At 42.6% G+C, this 17275-nt stretch carries 21 protein-coding genes; 10 read left to right on the top strand and 11 right to left on the bottom strand.

The genetic code is table 11. The annotated features are described in order from the left end of the window. Positions 1–464 precede the first annotated feature (464 nt). Positions 465–1379, bottom strand: a complete 915-nt coding sequence (locus tag AC59HZ_RS24095; protein ID WP_496548294.1) for a DMT family transporter — start codon at positions 1377–1379, stop codon at positions 465–467. A 279-nt stretch (positions 1380–1658) separates the two neighbouring features. Between AC59HZ_RS24095 and tagU the strand changes: the two genes are divergently transcribed. Together tagU and AC59HZ_RS24085 are read left to right on the top strand one after the other, a co-directional pair. Next, positions 1659–2600 (top strand): polyisoprenyl-teichoic acid--peptidoglycan teichoic acid transferase TagU, encoded by a 942-nt coding sequence (tagU, locus tag AC59HZ_RS24090; protein ID WP_496548293.1) that lies wholly within the window; start codon positions 1659–1661, stop codon positions 2598–2600. A 161-nt stretch (positions 2601–2761) separates the two neighbouring features. After that, positions 2762–3679: a hypothetical protein gene (locus AC59HZ_RS24085; RefSeq protein ID WP_496548292.1), complete on the top strand. Its 918-nt coding sequence runs from the start codon at positions 2762–2764 to the stop codon at positions 3677–3679. 160 nt (positions 3680–3839) lie between these two features. On the opposite strand, the gene AC59HZ_RS24080 is transcribed toward AC59HZ_RS24085, so the two are convergent. Genes AC59HZ_RS24080 through AC59HZ_RS24070 form a run of 3 tightly spaced genes read right to left on the bottom strand, consistent with a single transcriptional unit; the run spans position 3840 to position 6704 of the window. Then, a complete protein-coding gene (locus AC59HZ_RS24080; RefSeq protein ID WP_496548291.1) occupies positions 3840–4472 on the bottom strand; it encodes a YcnI family copper-binding membrane protein in 633 nt (210 codons plus the stop codon). A gap of 16 nt (positions 4473–4488) precedes the next feature. Continuing rightward, a complete protein-coding gene (locus AC59HZ_RS24075) occupies positions 4489–6114 on the bottom strand; it encodes a copper resistance protein CopC (protein ID WP_496548290.1) in 1626 nt (541 codons plus the stop codon). Then, entirely contained in the window at positions 6111–6704 is a 594-nt protein-coding gene (locus AC59HZ_RS24070) for a DeoR family transcriptional regulator (protein ID WP_496548289.1), read from the bottom strand. Before AC59HZ_RS24070 ends, AC59HZ_RS24075 begins: the two co-directional genes overlap by 4 nt. A 312-nt stretch (positions 6705–7016) precedes the next feature. Here AC59HZ_RS24070 and AC59HZ_RS24065 point away from each other — a divergent pair, with 312 nt between their 5' ends. The 4 genes from AC59HZ_RS24065 (at position 7017) to AC59HZ_RS24050 (ending at position 8461) form a co-directional block, all read left to right on the top strand. Beyond that, the gene (locus tag AC59HZ_RS24065) at positions 7017–7361 is read left to right on the top strand and encodes a hypothetical protein (protein ID WP_496548288.1); all 345 of its coding nucleotides are present in this window, start codon (positions 7017–7019) and stop codon (positions 7359–7361) included. A 168-nt stretch (positions 7362–7529) separates the two neighbouring features. Next, positions 7530–7748 (top strand): DUF1659 domain-containing protein, encoded by a 219-nt coding sequence (locus tag AC59HZ_RS24060; protein WP_496548287.1) that lies wholly within the window; start codon positions 7530–7532, stop codon positions 7746–7748. A gap of 122 nt (positions 7749–7870) precedes the next feature. Further along, positions 7871–8089, top strand: a complete 219-nt coding sequence (locus AC59HZ_RS24055) for a DUF2922 domain-containing protein (protein WP_496548286.1) — start codon at positions 7871–7873, stop codon at positions 8087–8089. Between the two features lie 234 nt (positions 8090–8323). Further along, the gene (locus tag AC59HZ_RS24050) at positions 8324–8461 is read left to right on the top strand and encodes a YvrJ family protein (protein WP_223594024.1); all 138 of its coding nucleotides are present in this window, start codon (positions 8324–8326) and stop codon (positions 8459–8461) included. Between the two features lie 353 nt (positions 8462–8814). On the opposite strand, the gene AC59HZ_RS24045 is transcribed toward AC59HZ_RS24050, so the two are convergent. Beyond that, positions 8815–8955, bottom strand: coding sequence for a hypothetical protein (locus AC59HZ_RS24045; protein ID WP_496548285.1), 141 nt, complete (start codon positions 8953–8955; stop codon positions 8815–8817). Between the two features lie 94 nt (positions 8956–9049). Here AC59HZ_RS24045 and AC59HZ_RS24040 point away from each other — a divergent pair, with 94 nt between their 5' ends. Together AC59HZ_RS24040 and AC59HZ_RS24035 are read left to right on the top strand one after the other, a co-directional pair. Further along, positions 9050–9646, top strand: coding sequence for a DUF421 domain-containing protein (locus AC59HZ_RS24040; RefSeq protein WP_496548284.1), 597 nt, complete (start codon positions 9050–9052; stop codon positions 9644–9646). Between the two features lie 195 nt (positions 9647–9841). Next, a complete protein-coding gene (locus AC59HZ_RS24035; protein ID WP_496548283.1) occupies positions 9842–10666 on the top strand; it encodes a peptidoglycan recognition protein family protein in 825 nt (274 codons plus the stop codon). Between the two features lie 45 nt (positions 10667–10711). Here AC59HZ_RS24035 and AC59HZ_RS24030 read toward each other — a convergent pair whose 3' ends face one another. The 3 genes from AC59HZ_RS24030 to AC59HZ_RS24020 form a co-directional block, all read right to left on the bottom strand. Continuing rightward, on the bottom strand, positions 10712–11137 hold the full coding sequence (locus tag AC59HZ_RS24030) for an OsmC family protein (protein ID WP_496548437.1): 426 nt from the start codon (positions 11135–11137) through the stop codon (positions 10712–10714). Between the two features lie 212 nt (positions 11138–11349). Beyond that, positions 11350–11940 carry a YiiX/YebB-like N1pC/P60 family cysteine hydrolase gene (locus tag AC59HZ_RS24025; RefSeq protein ID WP_496548282.1) on the bottom strand — a complete coding sequence of 197 codons (591 nt, stop codon included), beginning with the start codon at positions 11938–11940 and terminating at the stop codon, positions 11350–11352. A gap of 12 nt (positions 11941–11952) precedes the next feature. Beyond that, positions 11953–12531 carry a YdcF family protein gene (locus tag AC59HZ_RS24020; protein WP_496548281.1) on the bottom strand — a complete coding sequence of 193 codons (579 nt, stop codon included), beginning with the start codon at positions 12529–12531 and terminating at the stop codon, positions 11953–11955. Between the two features lie 329 nt (positions 12532–12860). Between AC59HZ_RS24020 and AC59HZ_RS24015 the strand changes: the two genes are divergently transcribed. Further along, positions 12861–13943, top strand: coding sequence for a DUF3231 family protein (locus AC59HZ_RS24015; protein ID WP_496548280.1), 1083 nt, complete (start codon positions 12861–12863; stop codon positions 13941–13943). Between the two features lie 82 nt (positions 13944–14025). Further along, positions 14026–14211, top strand: a complete 186-nt coding sequence (locus tag AC59HZ_RS24010) for a hypothetical protein (protein WP_496548279.1) — start codon at positions 14026–14028, stop codon at positions 14209–14211. Between the two features lie 55 nt (positions 14212–14266). Here AC59HZ_RS24010 and AC59HZ_RS24005 read toward each other — a convergent pair whose 3' ends face one another. From AC59HZ_RS24005 to AC59HZ_RS23995, 3 genes are all read right to left on the bottom strand, one after another. Then, entirely contained in the window at positions 14267–14389 is a 123-nt protein-coding gene (locus AC59HZ_RS24005; RefSeq protein WP_496548278.1) for a hypothetical protein, read from the bottom strand. 485 nt (positions 14390–14874) lie between these two features. Then, complete coding sequence (locus tag AC59HZ_RS24000; protein ID WP_496548277.1) at positions 14875–15882, bottom strand: MupG family TIM beta-alpha barrel fold protein; 1008 nt, start codon at positions 15880–15882, stop codon at positions 14875–14877. Next, entirely contained in the window at positions 15879–17240 is a 1362-nt protein-coding gene (locus tag AC59HZ_RS23995) for a PTS transporter subunit EIIC (protein ID WP_496548276.1), read from the bottom strand. The genes AC59HZ_RS24000 and AC59HZ_RS23995 overlap by 4 nt, the downstream gene beginning before the upstream one ends. Between the last annotated feature and the right edge of the window lie 35 nt (positions 17241–17275).

Raw genomic sequence — 17275 nt, 5'->3', positions numbered from 1 at the left:
TCGTCCTCTTTTTAAAGCTGCCACGGGCACTCTGAACCTCTGACAGTGACCGTCGTCCTCTTTTTGGAGGCGCCGCGGGCACTTTGAATACCCGACATTGACCGTCGTCCTCTTTTTAAAGCTGCCACGGGCACTCTGAATACCCGACATTGACCGCCGTCCTCTTTTTAGAGCTGCCACGGGCACTCTGAACCTCTGACAGTGACCGTCGTCCTCTTTTTGGAACCGCCGCGGGCACTCTGAATACCCGACATTGACCGTCGTCCTCTTTTTAGAGCTGCCACGGGCACTCTGAACCTCTGACAGTGACCGTCGTCCTCTTTTTGGAACCGCCGCGGGCACTCTGAATACCCGACATTGACCGTCGTCCTCTTTTTAGAGCTGCCACGGGCACTCTGAACCTCTGACAGTGACCGTCGTCCTCTTTTTGGAACCGCCGCGGGCACCCTGAACCACTTACCTCATTATGTTATTTCAACCTTTTGCTGCTTTTCGACAATCGATTCACGCTTCGAGCCTAGCAAATTAACAACAATGACACCAGCAATCGCGATCGCACCGCCATTAATCGAAATTAGAGTTGGCCATTCATTCAACCAGATTCCCGCAACTAATATAGCAATTACCGGTTCAATATATAACATGCTCGTAACGGCACCAGCCTTTCCTGCCCCAAGCGCAATTGCCCATGTGACGTAACCGATAGCTGTCGGAAAAATCCCAATATAAAGTGCAGATAGATTGGCCTCCATAGTCGCATGTTTGATATCGTCAAACAGACCCGGGAAAAAAATAAAAAATGGCAGTGTCCCTGCCCATGTAAAATAAGCGGTTAATTCCATAGAGGTATACCGTTTCAATAGTGGTTTTTGATAAGCAAACAACACCGACGTTGCTACAGCTGCCATAAGCACTAAATAGGAGCCTTTCGATATTTGAAGTGACGAACCTGCTGTAGCCATTGTAATCAATCCGATCCCAATAAAGCCTAGGGCTAATCCAATCCAGCCAAACAATCCCATGCGTTCTTTTAATATAAATACCGAAATAAGAGCGGTAAAAATGGGTGCAGACGACACCAACATACCTGCCGTCGCTGCTGATACGGTTTGTTCACCGAACGTAACCCCAATATGATAAATGCTAATGCCGACCCAGCCAAGAACTAATAAGCGCAGCAAATCCTCTTTTTTCGGCAGCCTGAATTTTGTCCCCGGCCATAAGGCATAAATAGCGAAAAGGGCCGATGCAATAAGGTAGCGGCTGAGGATTAAGTGGCCGGATGAATAGCCCCCTTGCAATCCTACCCGAATCGCTGCAAACGTCGAGCCCCAAATGATGACAGTGATGGATGCCATGGTAAATGCTTTGGTGTTCAATTCTTCTCACCTCAATCAAATATATACACACAAGATTATCACGCGAGAAGAATAGTTACAATAGTTTGAATTGTCGGGGTTCCAAGTTCATTTACCTTGGATGCTCGCTTTTTGGCCTTTTGGGCAATAAAACGGTCCTTCTCATATGTTTCTATTTTGTTAGTCCAAAAAAGTACTCACTATACAATTTCCATATTTTTTCCCTATCAACCGAGCTTTATTTTTGCTAAAATGAGTAGCAATTGCAATAAACTTTGTAAGTTTTTAGGAGGTTTTTTCATGAGATCTCAAAAAAGGAAAAGCAAAAAATGGATGAAAGTGACCAGTGCCATCCTTGCCATTATGTTACTAGGCGGAGGAGCATACGGGTACACTGTATATAAATCTTTAAATAACGCGGTTGAAACGATGCATCAGCCGATTGAACGAATACAATCTAAAAAACGGGAAAAGCCAGTCGAAGTGAAGGCCAAGGATCCATTTTCCGTTTTAATGCTGGGTGTGGACGAGCGCAAAGGTGACAAAGGCCGCTCCGATACGATGATTGTGTTAACCGTCAACCCTAACAACAATTCCGTGAAAATGCTCAGCATTCCGCGGGATACCCGCACCGAAATCGTCGGCAAAGGGAAAGAAGATAAGATTAACCATGCATACGCTTTTGGAGGCATTCCAATGGCGATGGATACCGTTGAAAACTTTCTTGATATCCCGATTGACTATTACATTCAAGTCAATATGGAGGGCTTCACAGAAATGGTCGATGCCGTTGGCGGGGTTACGGTTCAGAATGACCTTGATTTTACTCAGGATGGAATCCATTTTGCTAAAGGCGAATTAACGCTAAACGGCAAAAAAGCTTTAAGCTATACAAGAATGCGACATGAAGACCCGAGAGGTGACTTTGGCCGTCAATCAAGACAGCGACAGATCATCGAAGGAATCGTTAAAGAAGGCGCGAGCCTTTCAAGCTTAACCAAGTTTTCCGATATCTTTACCGTCCTTGGCAAAAACGTAAAAACGAACCTTACTTTTGACCAAATGGTTGCGATCCAACACGGTTATAAGGATGTAGGAACTTCGATTCAACAAATGGAGTTAAAAGAACAAGGAAAAATGATTAATCATATCTATTATGGATTGGTTTCAACAGAAGAAAAGCAGCGCGTTCGTAACGAATTGAGGACACAATTAGAATTGTCAGGGAATAGCGAAAGCTGATTGGAGAGAATCCAATCAGCTTTTTTATTTCCTTCGACAGCCAATTATAACAAAAATTAAAATTAGATTAAATAAATTAAAAAATGGTTAAAAATTTTAATTTACTAGATTGATATATTAATAGTAAAATACTCTAGAATAAATAAATAGGGGGCACTACATTGAAAAAAACATTTAAAGCTGTAGCATTAGTTGCAGGTCTTACACTCCTTTCTTCACCAGTATCATCCTTTGCTGCAACTAGCGGCACCACGGCTGTACAGTACCATAATCAGTGGGTAAAGAAAGGTTCTTACTGGACATACTACAACGCAAAGGGAGCTTTGCAAAAAGGCTGGCTTTCACTGAACAGCAAGTGGTATTACTTTGATGCAAATGGCTACATGAAAACGGGCTGGGTTTCAGTCAGCAACAAATGGTATTATTTCGATGCGAACGGAGTTATGAAAACGGGTTGGGTTAAGGTTTCCACTCAATGGTATTTCTTTGACGCATCAGGTGTTATGAAGACTGGCTGGGTGAAGTCTGGTTCTGATTGGTATTATATGAATACAAACGGAACAATGAAAACAGGCTGGCTTCAATCAGGCGGCAAGTGGTACTACCTAAATCCTACTTCCGGTAAAATGGCGCTTGGCTGGAATAACATTAACGGAAAAACATATTTCTTCTACAACACTGGAATTATGGCAGTCAATACCACGATTGAAGGCAAACAAATTGGTGCTGACGGTGCTGTTGTAGACCCAACTTTAAATAAAATTAAAGAAGTGGCTGCGGGGTACGGCGTAACAGTTGAGTATGACGCAGAATATGATGTTTATGATTTATTCCAGGGTGATGAATACATTGCGAGTGTTGTGGCAGATGGAATAGTATTTGCAGATGCTGCTCACGAAGAGTTATTTAAAAAACTTGCTCTTGCTCTTGGAGCACCGTTAACAGAGACTGAGCTAAATGATTTAATCACACAAGCTAAAGCAAGTGAAACATTTGACGTCGATACTGGCTCTATCTATGTTTCTGCTGATGAAACTGGATTTGTAATCGTATGGGGTACTGCATATACAGCAGAGTAAGACCCGTATATTTTTAAACCACCCACTTTCCTGGGTGGTTTTTGTTGTTGACTGAACATTTTATATTTTATCGACCACTTTTCTATTATCCCCACAAACTCCTTTAATCCCTCAAAAAAATGACCTATTCAACTTCTGAATAGGTCATTTTTTATACCATTTATTTTTTACGAGCCGCTACCACAAGTGCGGCCAAAGATAACACTACAGAAACAATCGATAAAATCAATGGAAGTGAATTAGAATCTGATTCTTCCTTATCGTCTACTGCTTTAACCTCTTCTTTTTTCGGCTCTTCCGTTTTCACATCATGATGATCGGCCTCTGCCGCACCCGCCACGATATCCGTAATCGAATGAGGGGAATCCGATCCTTCGTCACCTGTCCATTCTACAACACTGCCATCTTTATAATATTGAAAAGCATCCCAAGCGGCCTTGCCTGCATTGTCAGGGTTTTTTCCTACAAATGTGAAGGATTGGAATTGGCCTGGCAAAATGCCTTCGCCTGTTGCTTCAAACGTGAATGACTTTACAATGCCCTTTTCATCTTTTTCATCGGAATACTTCCAGCCAGGAACCGGCTGGTACGACTTAATTTCAATTCCGGCTGGCGCCTTAATGGTAACCTTTGTCGTAGCAACTTCCTTTTCAACCGGAACCTTAACCGTATACGTTTCCCAGGCACCTGTTGTTGACGTTTTTGGAACAACGGTCACGTGCGCACTTGCAACACTTGCGAATAAGAATAACCCTAAAACCGTTGGGATAAAAGCTTTTAATATACGTTTCATTATTATTTCTCCTCTTCTATTGGCTCCCTACAAGAACCTTAAAATTAGTATCCATTGTTTCTAAATCCTTGGTCAGGACGTGAACACGAACGTTCCAGCGGCCCGACATATTGAAATTCAACCCTTTTGAACCGTATTTGCCATCCTTGATCTTCGATAAACGGACCGTGTCGTTCCCCATCTCCATCTCAAGCGATGTAAACGTCAGCGTGACCTGCTCAACCGCCTTAATCGGTCGGCCGTTTCGGTCTTTCAAGGATACTTCGAAAGTGTTTTTTCCAATCACATTCGGTGTCGCCCCAAACGTGATGCTACTGCCTTTAACTTTATTCGTTTCCTTCACAGGCCCAGGTGACGCCATCGCAGTCGGCAGATTCGTCAGGATAACAGACAGAATCAGAACGATGATTCCGGCTGACATTTCCCCCCATAACGAACGTGAAATTCCACTTTCATTATTACGCTTTCCTTTTAAAAAATTAACCCCCGCAAACAGCACCATGATGACTAAGAGCAGAACCTTCCCTAGCAAAGCCTTTCCGTAATCCGTCACGAAAAGCGACCGCCAATTTGGAATGTATAACAAGCTTCCGTAAAGGCCTGTTGCGGATAAAATGATCACGATAGCAATTCCCCATTTTGAAAAACGGCGGACCGTTTCGAAATAGGCTTGTTTTTTACGCAATGGCAGCAAAGCAATCAGCGCAATCAAGCTGCCGATCCAAATGGATGCCGACAGTAAATGAACAAAGTCCATAATCATCGGCAGCAGACCACTTTGGGAGGAGGCCGCGTGGCTGGTGAAGGTCTTCGTCCTTAACATCCCGATCCCAAGCGCCAGCGAAATCCAAATCCATATTTGTTTTTGAAAAGGTTTATAACATAGTAAAAATGTTGACGGCCAGAGAATAAGCAGCATCACTATTGCTGTGATCCATGTTTTCCCAAACACACTTTTCGTCAACAGATCCCCTAATACTTTAACATGGAAAACCTTCCCCCACGGTAAACCCGATTCAATCGTTGCTTGAAGCGGCAAGCTCATAATAATGCTAAAACATAACGTAATAAACGAATAGACGATTATTTTTGTAAAACGACTTCGAACCCATGTGTCTTGCCCCAATTCTTTAGGGAGAACAAATAGGTAAAAGAATAGAATTCCAACAAAACCGGCGCTGCTCATATATTGCAGCCAGCGAATCAGGATCAAATCCAGTTTAGGCTTATACCCTTTCGACCCCTGGGTAGTGGCTGAACCCTTGGAATCGTGCCCAATTTGGAAAGGAATCACCCCTTCAACCGGGTGTCCATCACCAGATACCACCCTCCATTGGATGCTGTAGGTATCGTTGGGCAAGTTACTATTTAAGTCCGCCTCGATGATGGAGGGATCATTCGGATTGATTCTCTCATTCTTTTGGTCCACCCGTTTTCCGTTCGAATCGAATACCTCGATCGAATGATAATCAGGCTGAATCGGTTCATCAAACTGAATCGTTACTTTTTGAAGCGGTTCATCAAAAACCTCATTTTCAGTCGGCGTTGATTTTTTAATATAGGCATGGGCGGAAGGAAAAGTCGGAAATAGAAAAATTATTACGGCCGGAATAAGGAGAAGAAGCTTCCTGCTAACTCTCATTCGACCATTCCCTCTCTTTTACTGCAGCCGCAGCCCTTCTGACCGTTCATTCTTGCTTGGTTTTCTTCAATCGCTTCTTCAAATGAAAGTATTATTCCTCCAAAGCCCTTTTGAAATTGCTCTGCCTGTTTGAGCGAAGCAAAAGTCAGTACTTGCGGCTGGCAGCAATTCAAATTAAAATCCGCATCCATTAAAAAGTGCGCCATTTTTGCGCTGACGGTCGTATTTTGAAGGAAATCCCGACATATAATTTGCGAGACCTCTTTTTCAATATCCTTATATCTTAATAACCCGCAATGTGGACAGCATAGCTGTTCCACCCTTAAATCATGTGTGATGATTTGAAACGGGTGACGGTTATTCCCTTCCTTGAGACAATATGTACAAGCGGACGAGGAAACATCCGTAGCCGGTGCCAAACTGATGCCACCTGAAGTTTTGATGATTTTTTTATCATCTATCAGTGGCTTAATGTCACGATAGATGGTCATTTCCGAGACATTTAGACGCTTGCTGATTTCGGTAATCGAAAGCGTGCCTTCTTTTTTCAGCCACTCTAACAATTGTTGCCGGCGCTCTATTGGCAGCATTTTCACACCTCCTACTGTTAGGTTAGATTACTTTCTATCTTTAAACAACATGTAAATGTGAATATTATGTGAAAAAGCAACAAACTTTTCACATTTTTTAACATGATATTAACAATATGCACCGTCAGGCAGGACTATGACTAAAGTTGGATAGGTAACATAATTCTCAAAAAAGTATCATATATTGCTTTTAAAACAAAGGGGGAGAAGGCAATGGTACTTTTGTTGAGCATACTGTTAGTTTTTCTCCTAACGAGTTATGTTACCTACCTAACGTTCCAAAAGAGGAAGAGGATCACCACAATGACAGGTATGATGATTAGTATGTCGAGCTCCATGATAGCAAGCGTCACCCTTGGGACGATTTTGGGCATTAGTCTCCAGGATAATGATTTAACCCTTCCTACGATTATCGCGGTATCCATCGGAATGCTGGTCGGACATCTAACCGGAAAACCGGTCTCCCTTACCGCGTCATTAAACGGCGTACTTTCGGGCATCATGGGCGGAATGATGGGAGCGATGCTTGGCGTGATGCTAAATCCTAACACCGCCGCGGCAATGATTTACTTTATCATTGTTGTCTTTGTTTTTGTTAACATCTTGCTCATTCTATTAATTCATGAACAAACACAACTCTATGGCAGGAAGCCATAGAGTTGTTTGTTATTTCTTCATCTGGGTCAATAATTTAGTTTAGAACGATACTGGATTAAAAGAGCGGCATGCCTAGTCGCTCTTTTTCTATTTTGAAAAAAATTTCTCTCCCCCCTGCCCTTTCCGCCTCTAAATTCCTATATAAAAGGTGAAAGGAGGTGAGAGACAATGGCACAAGCGTTATTAGAAGGAACTAAGCTTCGTATCGTTTTCGAAGCCGGCATGGACGAAAAGGGAAATCCGCTATACAAAGCCAAATCGTTTAGCAATATCAATAACGATGCAACGGCTGACCAATTATACCAAGCAGCCCAAGCCATCACCACACTAACCAGCGACGTTTTAAACAAAGTAGAGCGAAACGACAGCTCCGAAATCCTAGCTTAGGCGTTAGCTTAGGTGTCATTTAGGTGTCATCATTTAGGTGTCAGGCACCTTCCGCGGACATTTGTGCATCTCAAAAGGACACGATTGATAAAAGGTAAATTTATTGATAGGAGGTGAAGAATATGGCTAAAACGTTGGAATTGCAGTTTGGTACGGAGTTTGGCAAGACTGCTCGTTTATCGATCGATAATCCAAAGGAACCGGTTGATGAGCAGGTTGTTAAACTTTCGATGGGACAGATTATTGCATCTGGGGTTTTCACTTCTGCCAGCGGCAAGTTTGTGGAAGCAAAAGGAGCAAGAGTCATAGACCGAAATGTAACTGAATATGAACTTGTTTAAATAGAAAAGCGGAAGCGCCTTGATCAGGGGCGACAAGCATAAGGCAAGCCGGCGGAAAGGTTGTTCTTTACCTTTTCGACGGATTGACTTATGACCTCGAGCCCCTAGGCGCTACAGCTGGACAATTCTCAAAGTCGATATTTACTTTTTTAAATAAAGAAGAGGCCGGATTCTCGTCAACGATGAAGCCGGCCTCTTTTTACAAAACTCTTAATTAAGAAAGGAGCGAATACCATGGATCAGATTATCCCGATCATAAACGAGGTGGGATTCCCAATTGCGGTGACCCTCTTCTTGCTTTACCGCGTTGAGTCCAAGCTTGATATGGTCGTCCAGTCGATTCAGGACCTTCCTGACAAAATGAAAGTGTAATTATGCATCAGTGGTTCGCCATTAGAAATCTACGTGACCGACTTGGGGCATAGGCAGTAAAAATGGTAACATAGAGGCTGTCTACGTGACACAATTAAGCCGTGAACTGAAAAAACGGTCACGTAAAGGCTGTCTACGTGACACAATTAGGCCGCGAACTGAAAAAACAGTCACTTAGAGGTTGTCTACGCGACCCGATTAGGTCATGAACTGAAAAAACAGTCACTTAGAGGCGGTCTACGTGACCAGATTAGGCAGCGAAAAGAAAATAAGGTCACATAAACTGCCTTATACTAATAATTTCATTTCAAATAAATGAAAATACCCCCAAACAAAAAATGGGGGTTTTGATTTCACTCAGGATTATCAATTGGTTTTCGCCGTGGCTGTGATTGAGCCAGTTTCTCCTTAATCCTTGGATCAATCTCTTCCGTCCGCGTTTGCCAAATACTATACTTAATCGAATTTGGCGGATTTGTGCTTTCATTCTTCATCCATGCCCACCTCCATTAAATATAGTTTCTACAATAAATAATTTGGATTATAAGTGGAAAATTATATAAAAACATATTATTAGGAGCTGAGCAGATGGATCTATCCATCATTTGGAAATCATTAATTTTAATTGCAGCAGGGACTCTCCTGTTAAGAATTTCCGGCAGAAAATCGATTGCCCAAATGACCTTGGCACAAACCATTGTCGTAATTGCCATTGGGACAATCATCGTTCAACCAATAGTAGAGGAAAGTGTAACAAAAACCATCGAAGGTGCTGCCGTTTTTGTCGCAATTTTATTGATTTTAGAATACTTACAAATAAAGTTTAATTTTGCTGAAAAACTTCTAAGCGGCAAATCGAAGGTCGTGATTGAGAATGGCATCTTGAATATCCAAACATTAAAAAGACTGCGGCTGACCGTTGACCATCTTGAAATGCGGATGCGCAACGAAGGCATTGCAAAAATCGAAGACATTAAATACGCCACAATTGAACCCAACGGCCTGCTTGGATATGAATTAAAAGATGATGCCAAACCAGTCACAGTCGGTGAGCTGAAAAAACTCCTGGACCACTATTTTCCTAATGTGCCTGCTGACCACACAGCATCGAATAAGGAACAGCCAAATATTTTCGCAGAAATCAATCAGCAGCAGAAACAGGATCATCCGGACTACTTACAATAAGGTTTGCCCTCGGAAAAGTCTTTTGAGACAGAAAGTCCGGGGGGATTTCTATTGCCTCGCACCATTTTTTACCGAACATCCCACAAATTCCAACTTATCCCATCCTAATAAGAGCAATTTACTCCCCTCGTGAATACCATAACAATGTTAGCGGAAAACACAGTGGATAAATTATATTGAAAGGAGAAGTAAGTCATGACTTATCCAATTAAAAAAGATTTAATCCCTGGTTTGCCAAGAGAACCGTATCGAAACGGTGTTGGCGCTTATGAGGGGGTAGTAGCTCATTCAACCTCAACCCCGGAAGCAACGGCAGAAGCAGAATCTGCTTATTTTCACAGGGAATGGGACAATCGTAATGCCTTTGTTCACTTTTTCGTCGATTGGGATTCGATTGTTCAAACAGCCAATACGGATTACAAAGCATGGGGCGCCGGGAAGGGGAATCCTCGTTATGTCCATGTGGAATTATGCGAGACAAGCGACCATGCTAAATTTATAGATTCCTATCATCGCTATGTCTGGCTAATTGCCCATCTATTAAAACAAAAAAATCTAGATATCATCAACGGCCAAACCCTGGTATCACATGCATGGGTCTCCAAGAATCTAGGCGGAACAGACCATATGGACCCGTTAGCCTATTTAACTTCCCATGGGGTGACCTGGACGGAGTTTGTAAATGATGTACGGGCTGCCAATGATACCCCGAAAAGAGGCTGGGTAAAAGAAAATTCCCTATGGTATTTCTATGAAAATGGCAAAAGACGGCTAGGCTGGCTGCAGGACAAAGGAAAATGGTATTACCTCAATGAGGTTACCGGTGCCATGGTAACTGGATGGTACATTGCCGGAGAAAACTGGGCCTACTTTGATAAGCAGGGAGTCATGCAGACAGGCTGGGCCCGTTCCAGCGGAAAATGGTACTTTCTCGATGAAAAAGGGAAAATGGTCACTGGAGAACGAGAGATCAATGGAACGAAATATACCTTTGACAGCAACGGCGCTTTAGTCCAATAATGCGAAAGGCCCTTCTCATTGGGGAAGGGCTTTTTCAGTGGCAATCTAAATTTTGTTTTCCCCTTTAGCCCCATTAATAGAGTAGCTGACGGTTATTTCGGCATTTAGGGAATGCGAAACGGAACAATATTTATCCTTCGACAATTGAATCGCCCGGACAACCTTGTCCTCAGGCAGTTCTCCTTCGAACGCATAATGAATGTTAATAGCTGTAAATCGCTTAGGATGTTCCTCGGCACGTTCGCCTTTAACCTCCATATGAAAAGACGAAGGCTCAAGCCTCATCTTATGCAGGATGGAGATAATGTCGATTCCGGTGCACCCCGCAACCGCCTGCAGCAGCAGTTCCGTCGGCCTGGCGCCGGAATTCTCTCCCCCCACCTCGGGAGCTGCATCCATGATCATTTCATGTCCAGAGGGCGTCACACCCGAAAAGGCCATTTTCTCTTTCCACTTAATGGTTAATTCCATATCCATACCCCTTTCCATTGATATTCTTACCAATCGGGCAATTCCATATTTAAGTTTTGTCTATTTTTCAAAGTGCTTTGTCTATTTTTTTAACGGTTTTGTCTATTTTTGATGGCCAATTGTCTATTTTTTAAGCCGTTTTGTCTATTTTTAAGGCAGGATCGTCAATTTATACAAAAATCGGAAAATCCTCCTCGAAAAATCCCTGCCGATTACGGCTGAATTTCAAACAATGGCCTAACCTTCGCATCCGCCGCAATATGCTCGGGAAAAATAAATCCCATCGGATCACGCCCAAATACAATATCCATTTGCTTGAAGCATACATCCACAAATTCCGAGCAAATAAACGCCTTATCATCCTTGTGCTTGCCGATCCCTAAACCTACGCGGGCCACAATCCGGGCGATTTCATCTTTATCATAATTATAATTAAGCAAGTCCACGGCATTTCCCAGCATTTTATTGATTTTTCCTAAATCAAAATGAGGACTGCCCACCTCTTCATGGCGCGCCAAGTACAATTCACCATTATACTTTTCGTTACTATTTTCATAGTTATAAAGGTAATGAGACAACGGAACCGCCCTGACACCATCATCCTCAACACTTTCTAATACTACTACGCGATCATTCCAATAGCATAACAAGGCCACATGGCTAAACATCGAATCCGAAACCTTCTTGATCAGCTCACTAACAATATGCCGGCCGCTGCAAAATAGCAAGTCACCCGTCCTGATTTCTTGTCGCGCCAATTGATACGACAGCTGCTTAACACCAATGAATTTACTTGTCCCCATCAGAAATCCCCCTCAATAGTTCTTCCCTAAGGCATACCCCGTCATTTTTATATATTCATTAACGGTAATCATGATGCTTTTGTTATTACTCCACCACTTCGTCTTGTTAAAATAACGATCCTTCGCACCGGCGTAATAAAGCTTGACTCCACTATGTTCAAAGTCGCGTTCAAAAATCATTTTGACTCTTTTCATATGATAATTGGACGAAACAACGATGGCAGAATCGATTGGATAAGACTTAATGACCTTCCTTGTGAAATCGGCATTTTCATAGGTGCTATCAGCACGGTCCTCTAGGATAATCGCACTTTCCGGAACCCCGAGCTTTAAAGCATGCTCCTTCATCAACTCAGCAGCTGTCACATCGTTATAAATGATGCCGCCAGAAATAACAAAATACTTGCCGTATCCCTGATGATACAGCTCTGCCGCTTTTTCCACTCGTTCGCCGTGGTCGCCGCTTAAGACAATAATGGCATCTGCTTTTTTTACGGCGTCCTCAACAACCAGGAACTTCCCGGCATTCACCAGCAACAGAAGCAATACCACTGCCACCGCTATTAAAATGACAAATTTCTTTTTGTTCATGAAATTCCAGTTCCTAACCTAATCTATTATTTTTAATCTTAGTATATTAAAGGCAAGGCCCAGATTCAATTGGATCTGGCCCTTGCCTAAAAAACTATTCTGTTTTTTTAATATCGCTTAGCTGATATTGTTCATTTTCATTTGTTACCGTGTAGATCCAATGATATTCCTTGATATCCTCCGTACCATCGCGGACAATCCCAATTCTTTCAAACGTTTCAACCTCGGAAATATGATCATTTACGGGTTGTATGAATTTTCAAAGGAATAAATTTTTTAAAAAAGAAGAAACATAACTAAAAAATGGTAAGGTGAATGATTTGGCAAAAATGATTAAACCAATAAAGATTGGTTCCAAAAAAATTGCTTCCATCGAAAAACTTTTGACTTCAGAAAAAGGTTCCGTTATAGAAAAAAGTTCCGTATCAGAAAAACTAACGGCAGCCGAAATAGGGAAACTTTGGGCGACCTATATGGGTAATAGCATGTCTTCATGTATTTTAAGATATTATCAGCAAAACGTAGACGATGAAGATATAAAAAAACTGCTGGATCATGCTCTATCGTTAACAACGGAATTTATGAGTTCAATCGCAGGAATTTTTAAAAAGGAAAACTTTCCGATCCCGGCTGGGTTTTCAGATGAGGATGTTAATCTTGGTGCTCCCAGATTATTTGAAGATCAGTACTACGTCCATTATTTAAAATATGCCGCAAAAGCGGGGCTCAGCATTTATTGTGTGGCGATCCCTCTAATGTATAGAGAGGATGTCAAGGAATTTTTTATTCACTGCTTGAATTCCACCATTGAATTGATGGAACACATAAATAATCTATTAATGAAAAAAGGCTTTATTATGAAACCGCCTGCCATACCAATACCGGAAAAAGTAACATTCGTTCATCGAGATTTTCTAAATGGGTATTTTGGTCAAGTACGGCCTTTACACGCCTTAGAAATCACCCATCTTTATGACAATATTGAAAATAACGTGACAAGCAAAGCGCTGATCATGGGTTTTAGTCAAGTAGTAAAATCGGAAAGGGTCCGTGATTTATTTTTAAAAGGCAGAGATATTACACATAATGATTTAGAGCGGTATATGCATAAGCTTCATGAAGAAAACTTACCATCACCGCCCTTTCTTGACCATTTAGTCACAACATCCACCTATTCTCCTTTTTCGGATAAATTAATGTTGTTTCATAAGGTAGATATGTTCTCGATGAAGATTCGGGCATTTGGAAATTCTGCAGCTGTAAATGGAAGACACGATATTGGGTTCATGTACACAAGAGCGTTAATGAATATCTCATTATTTGTAGAAGAGGGCGCAAAAATCATGATTGATAACGGCTGGATGGAACAGCCGCCCGAAGCAGTCAATCGAGATAATTTAGCCTCAAAATAGAACGTACTCCCCCGTATAATCTATGAAAAATTTGTCCATCCTTATTTTAAAGAAATAGATTAAAAATTTGGGAGGCTTCAAGATGGGGAGAGAATTAGGAAATATTTTTAATGAGCTTAAATTAGTTAAAAACAGGGAACTGGATGAATGCAACGTGGAGCTTAGCAACGATAATTATAGCTCCATCGTCAAAAAAGCGTTGCTTGCCTACAAGCACGAACTTTTGGAAAAACTGGAAATGTATGACCACTATCTTGATTTAAAATAACAATCGATGCTAAAAAAACAAAAGACTCCTGCAAAATGGAGTCTTTTGTTTTCTACTATCTCGTAATCACTCTCTCTTTTTTATCCTTCGAACGAATGAATACCTTATATGCATCATCCTTAATGATCTCCTTTGTTTCTTTGGAGGTTAAGAATTCACGAAGGGTGTCTTCGACCATTAAGACTGAAAAAGCATGAAATTAGTTTCATTTTTTTCAAAAAATAAGAACCATTTTATTGGGGATTTTCTTTATTACCGTTCACGCTAAATTCTCCTCCACTCAGGCATTAGGAGCTCTCCTAATTACCTTCCATGCTTAATACTCCTCCACTCGGGCATTAAGAGTCCTTCCTAATTACCTTCCATGCTTAATTCTCCCCCACTCGGGCATTAAGAGCACTTCCTAATTTCCTTCCATGCTTAAATTCTCCCCCACTCGGGCATTAGGAGCACTTCCTAATTACCTTCCATGCTTAAATTCTCCTCCACTTAGGCATTAGGAGCCCTTCCTAATTACCATCCATGCCAAATTCTCCTCCACTCAGGCATTAGGAGTCCTTCCTAATTACCTTCCATGCTTCATTCACCTCCGTCCTGGAATTAGGAGCCCTTCCTAATTAATGACCGAGAACACAAAAAAACCAAAGGAATATATCCCTTGGTTCAGACCTCAATTAATTTCACCATTTGACCCGGCTTCAGTAAGGAAAGCAGCGGCAAATCGCCCTCAACAACTTTTCCAACCACATTCACCCGCTCATCCGCCGGCAAATCATGAATCGTGATTTGCACCTCGCCGCGATACCGGCCATAACGGTCGTTGTCCATTGTAATCGTTCCTCTTGGCCGCGCCCCCGTATTCTCAGGTGCTACTGCCTCCGAACTCCTCGTATCCATGAACCTTAACACATCGCTGGAAAAATCAGGACGGAGTCGGAACTCACCTTCTTGGAACCCTTCGACTTGAATCGAAATCCGACCATAAAGGTCAAAATCCAATAACCTCCCAAGTAGCTCCTCGCTGACCTCGGGATCGCCGATATAAACATCACAGGCACCTTCCCGGAACAACTCCAGCGCCGCCACAAACGGATCGAGACCGCGATGTGCCTCCAAAGTCGGGAGCCCTTCAAACAGCGGACCGCGTTTCTCGCCGTCCCCAGGAATATACGCACTAACCGGAATGCCATACCGTCCAAAAAGTTCATTTTGCGCTTGAAAAAATGATTCCGCTAATCCTGTTTCGCGCCTTGGATAAAAATTATGCCAGGCCAGCAGCTGCCCCACCTCGAGCCCGCCTTCCAGCAAGGCGCGCAATTCATCCTCAAACATAATGCTGGCATTAAGCGCAAGCTTGAAATCCTTCGCTAACTCCAAAATCGTTTCATTATCAAAAAAATCATCCAGCCGTAAACCACCTACACCTAATGATTTTAACGAAGATAAGGTCTCCAATCCCAAATGCGCAGGCGTCCGCGCCGACACATCCGCATAAACCTCGATTCCAGCTTCCTTTGCGGTTTGCAGCAGCATTGTAGCACGGCCGGCTAAATCTCCGGACTCTTCAGGGATATGAAGCGAGGTAAACGCCCGCTTCACACCCATTTTTCCTGCAAAAATAATCCGCTCTTCCGCCAAAGGATCATTTAAATAGAAGGAAATGCCGATCAATCAAATTCACCAGCCATCTCATCTTTGAAGCCGAATAAATAAGTGAATAGAAAACCAGCTGCGTAAGCAATGACGACCCCTGCTAAATATAGCAGCACCTGACCAGTTACAACTAGGAAGGCAAGCGGTAAACCAGATACCCCTACTGCAATCGTAGCCACATGGAAGGCTGCCTGGAACGCACCGCCGACACCGGCCCCTAAACACGCTGTTAAGAATGGACGTCCTAATGGCAGCGTCACACCGAAGATTAACGGCTCCCCGATACCAAGAATACCGGCAGGAAGCCCCCCGCCAATCGCTCTTTTTAAGCGAGTTTTCTTCGTTTTAAAGTAAATCGCAAATGCCGCACCAACTTGGCCAGCACCGCCCATTGCCAGGATTGGAAGAAGCGGGTCATTGCCTAATGAATTGATCAATTCAAGATGGATTGGGGTTAACCCTTGATGCAAGCCCGTTACAACGAGTGGCAGGAAGGTTGCTCCAAGGACGAAGCCTGCAACGACACCACCCATATCAAGTAAAGACGTTAATCCTTTTGTAATCGCATCTGAAATAAAACCACCAAGCGGCATAAAAACAAGATAAGTTACAATACCAGTAATCAATAAAGCAACCGTTGGTGTAATAAATAGATCAAGAGATTGTGGAACCAACTTGCGAACTCGTTTTTCAACAAGGGCAATGAAAATAGCGGCAAATAGAACACCGATTAAGCCCCCGCGACCAGGAAGAAGCGCCGTATCAAACAATTTGATTCCTGCAACAGCCGGATTAATGATCAAGATACCGGCGATCGCTCCAAGTGCTGGTGATCCGCCGAATTCTTTCGCTGCATTGATCCCCACTAAAATACCCAGGTAACCAAACAATCCGCCGCCAATGACAGACAAAATCGTTGCCAGCTGTGAATCTCCTGCCAGCCACCCCGCCTGAACAATCGCTTTGGTGATCCCTGTGATCAATCCGGATGCCACAAGGGCAGGGATTAACGGAATGAAAATACTCGAGATTTTTCGTAAAAACAGCTTAAATGGTGTGGCATTTTTTTGATTAATTTCCGCCTTCTTGCTCGCGGCCTTTTCTTTCAAATCAATTCCGCCGGCTGCCTCTATTAATCTGCCAAACTCCTCAGTCACTTGATTTACTTTTCCAGGGCCAAGGATAATTTGCAGAGTTTCCTCTTCGACTACCCCAATGACCCCTTCAATTTTCTTAATGGCCGCTTTATCGATAATCGAATCATTCTTCGGTGTAACACGAAGTCTTGTCATACAATGTGTATAATTGCCGATATTCGCTGGGCCGCCTAATTGTTCCAGAATCTTTTCTGCTAAAATCTTATTCTCTCCAGCCATGTTCTTTCCCCTCTCTCTGATGTTTTATTTTTTTA

The sequence above is a fragment of the Neobacillus sp. DZ-9 genome (assembly GCF_059587065.1).
The sequence above is the reverse complement of the archived record's forward strand: the minus strand, read 5'-3'. Positions and strand labels throughout refer to the sequence as shown.

Bases quoted from the DNA above. Each gene is read 5' to 3' on its own strand.
- tagU (WP_496548293.1), top strand. From the start codon at position 1,659: ATGAGATCTCAAAAAAGGAAAAGCAAAAAATGGATGAAAGTGACCAGT.
- AC59HZ_RS24080 (WP_496548291.1), bottom strand. From the start codon at position 4,472: ATGAAACGTATATTAAAAGCTTTTATCCCAACGGTTTTAGGGTTATTC.
- AC59HZ_RS24075 (WP_496548290.1), bottom strand. From the start codon at position 6,114: ATGAGAGTTAGCAGGAAGCTTCTTCTCCTTATTCCGGCCGTAATAATT.
- AC59HZ_RS24070 (WP_496548289.1), bottom strand. From the start codon at position 6,704: ATGCTGCCAATAGAGCGCCGGCAACAATTGTTAGAGTGGCTGAAAAAA.
- AC59HZ_RS24065 (WP_496548288.1), top strand. From the start codon at position 7,017: ATGATGATTAGTATGTCGAGCTCCATGATAGCAAGCGTCACCCTTGGG.
- AC59HZ_RS24060 (WP_496548287.1), top strand. From the start codon at position 7,530: ATGGCACAAGCGTTATTAGAAGGAACTAAGCTTCGTATCGTTTTCGAA.
- AC59HZ_RS24055 (WP_496548286.1), top strand. From the start codon at position 7,871: ATGGCTAAAACGTTGGAATTGCAGTTTGGTACGGAGTTTGGCAAGACT.
- AC59HZ_RS24050 (WP_223594024.1), top strand. From the start codon at position 8,324: ATGGATCAGATTATCCCGATCATAAACGAGGTGGGATTCCCAATTGCG.
- AC59HZ_RS24045 (WP_496548285.1), bottom strand. From the start codon at position 8,955: ATGAAGAATGAAAGCACAAATCCGCCAAATTCGATTAAGTATAGTATT.
- AC59HZ_RS24040 (WP_496548284.1), top strand. From the start codon at position 9,050: ATGGATCTATCCATCATTTGGAAATCATTAATTTTAATTGCAGCAGGG.
- AC59HZ_RS24035 (WP_496548283.1), top strand. From the start codon at position 9,842: ATGACTTATCCAATTAAAAAAGATTTAATCCCTGGTTTGCCAAGAGAA.
- AC59HZ_RS24030 (WP_496548437.1), bottom strand. From the start codon at position 11,137: ATGGAATTAACCATTAAGTGGAAAGAGAAAATGGCCTTTTCGGGTGTG.
- AC59HZ_RS24025 (WP_496548282.1), bottom strand. From the start codon at position 11,940: ATGGGGACAAGTAAATTCATTGGTGTTAAGCAGCTGTCGTATCAATTG.
- AC59HZ_RS24020 (WP_496548281.1), bottom strand. From the start codon at position 12,531: ATGAACAAAAAGAAATTTGTCATTTTAATAGCGGTGGCAGTGGTATTG.
- AC59HZ_RS24015 (WP_496548280.1), top strand. From the start codon at position 12,861: ATGATTAAACCAATAAAGATTGGTTCCAAAAAAATTGCTTCCATCGAA.
- AC59HZ_RS24010 (WP_496548279.1), top strand. From the start codon at position 14,026: ATGGGGAGAGAATTAGGAAATATTTTTAATGAGCTTAAATTAGTTAAA.
- AC59HZ_RS24005 (WP_496548278.1), bottom strand. From the start codon at position 14,389: ATGGTCGAAGACACCCTTCGTGAATTCTTAACCTCCAAAGAAACAAAG.
- AC59HZ_RS23995 (WP_496548276.1), bottom strand. From the start codon at position 17,240: ATGGCTGGAGAGAATAAGATTTTAGCAGAAAAGATTCTGGAACAATTA.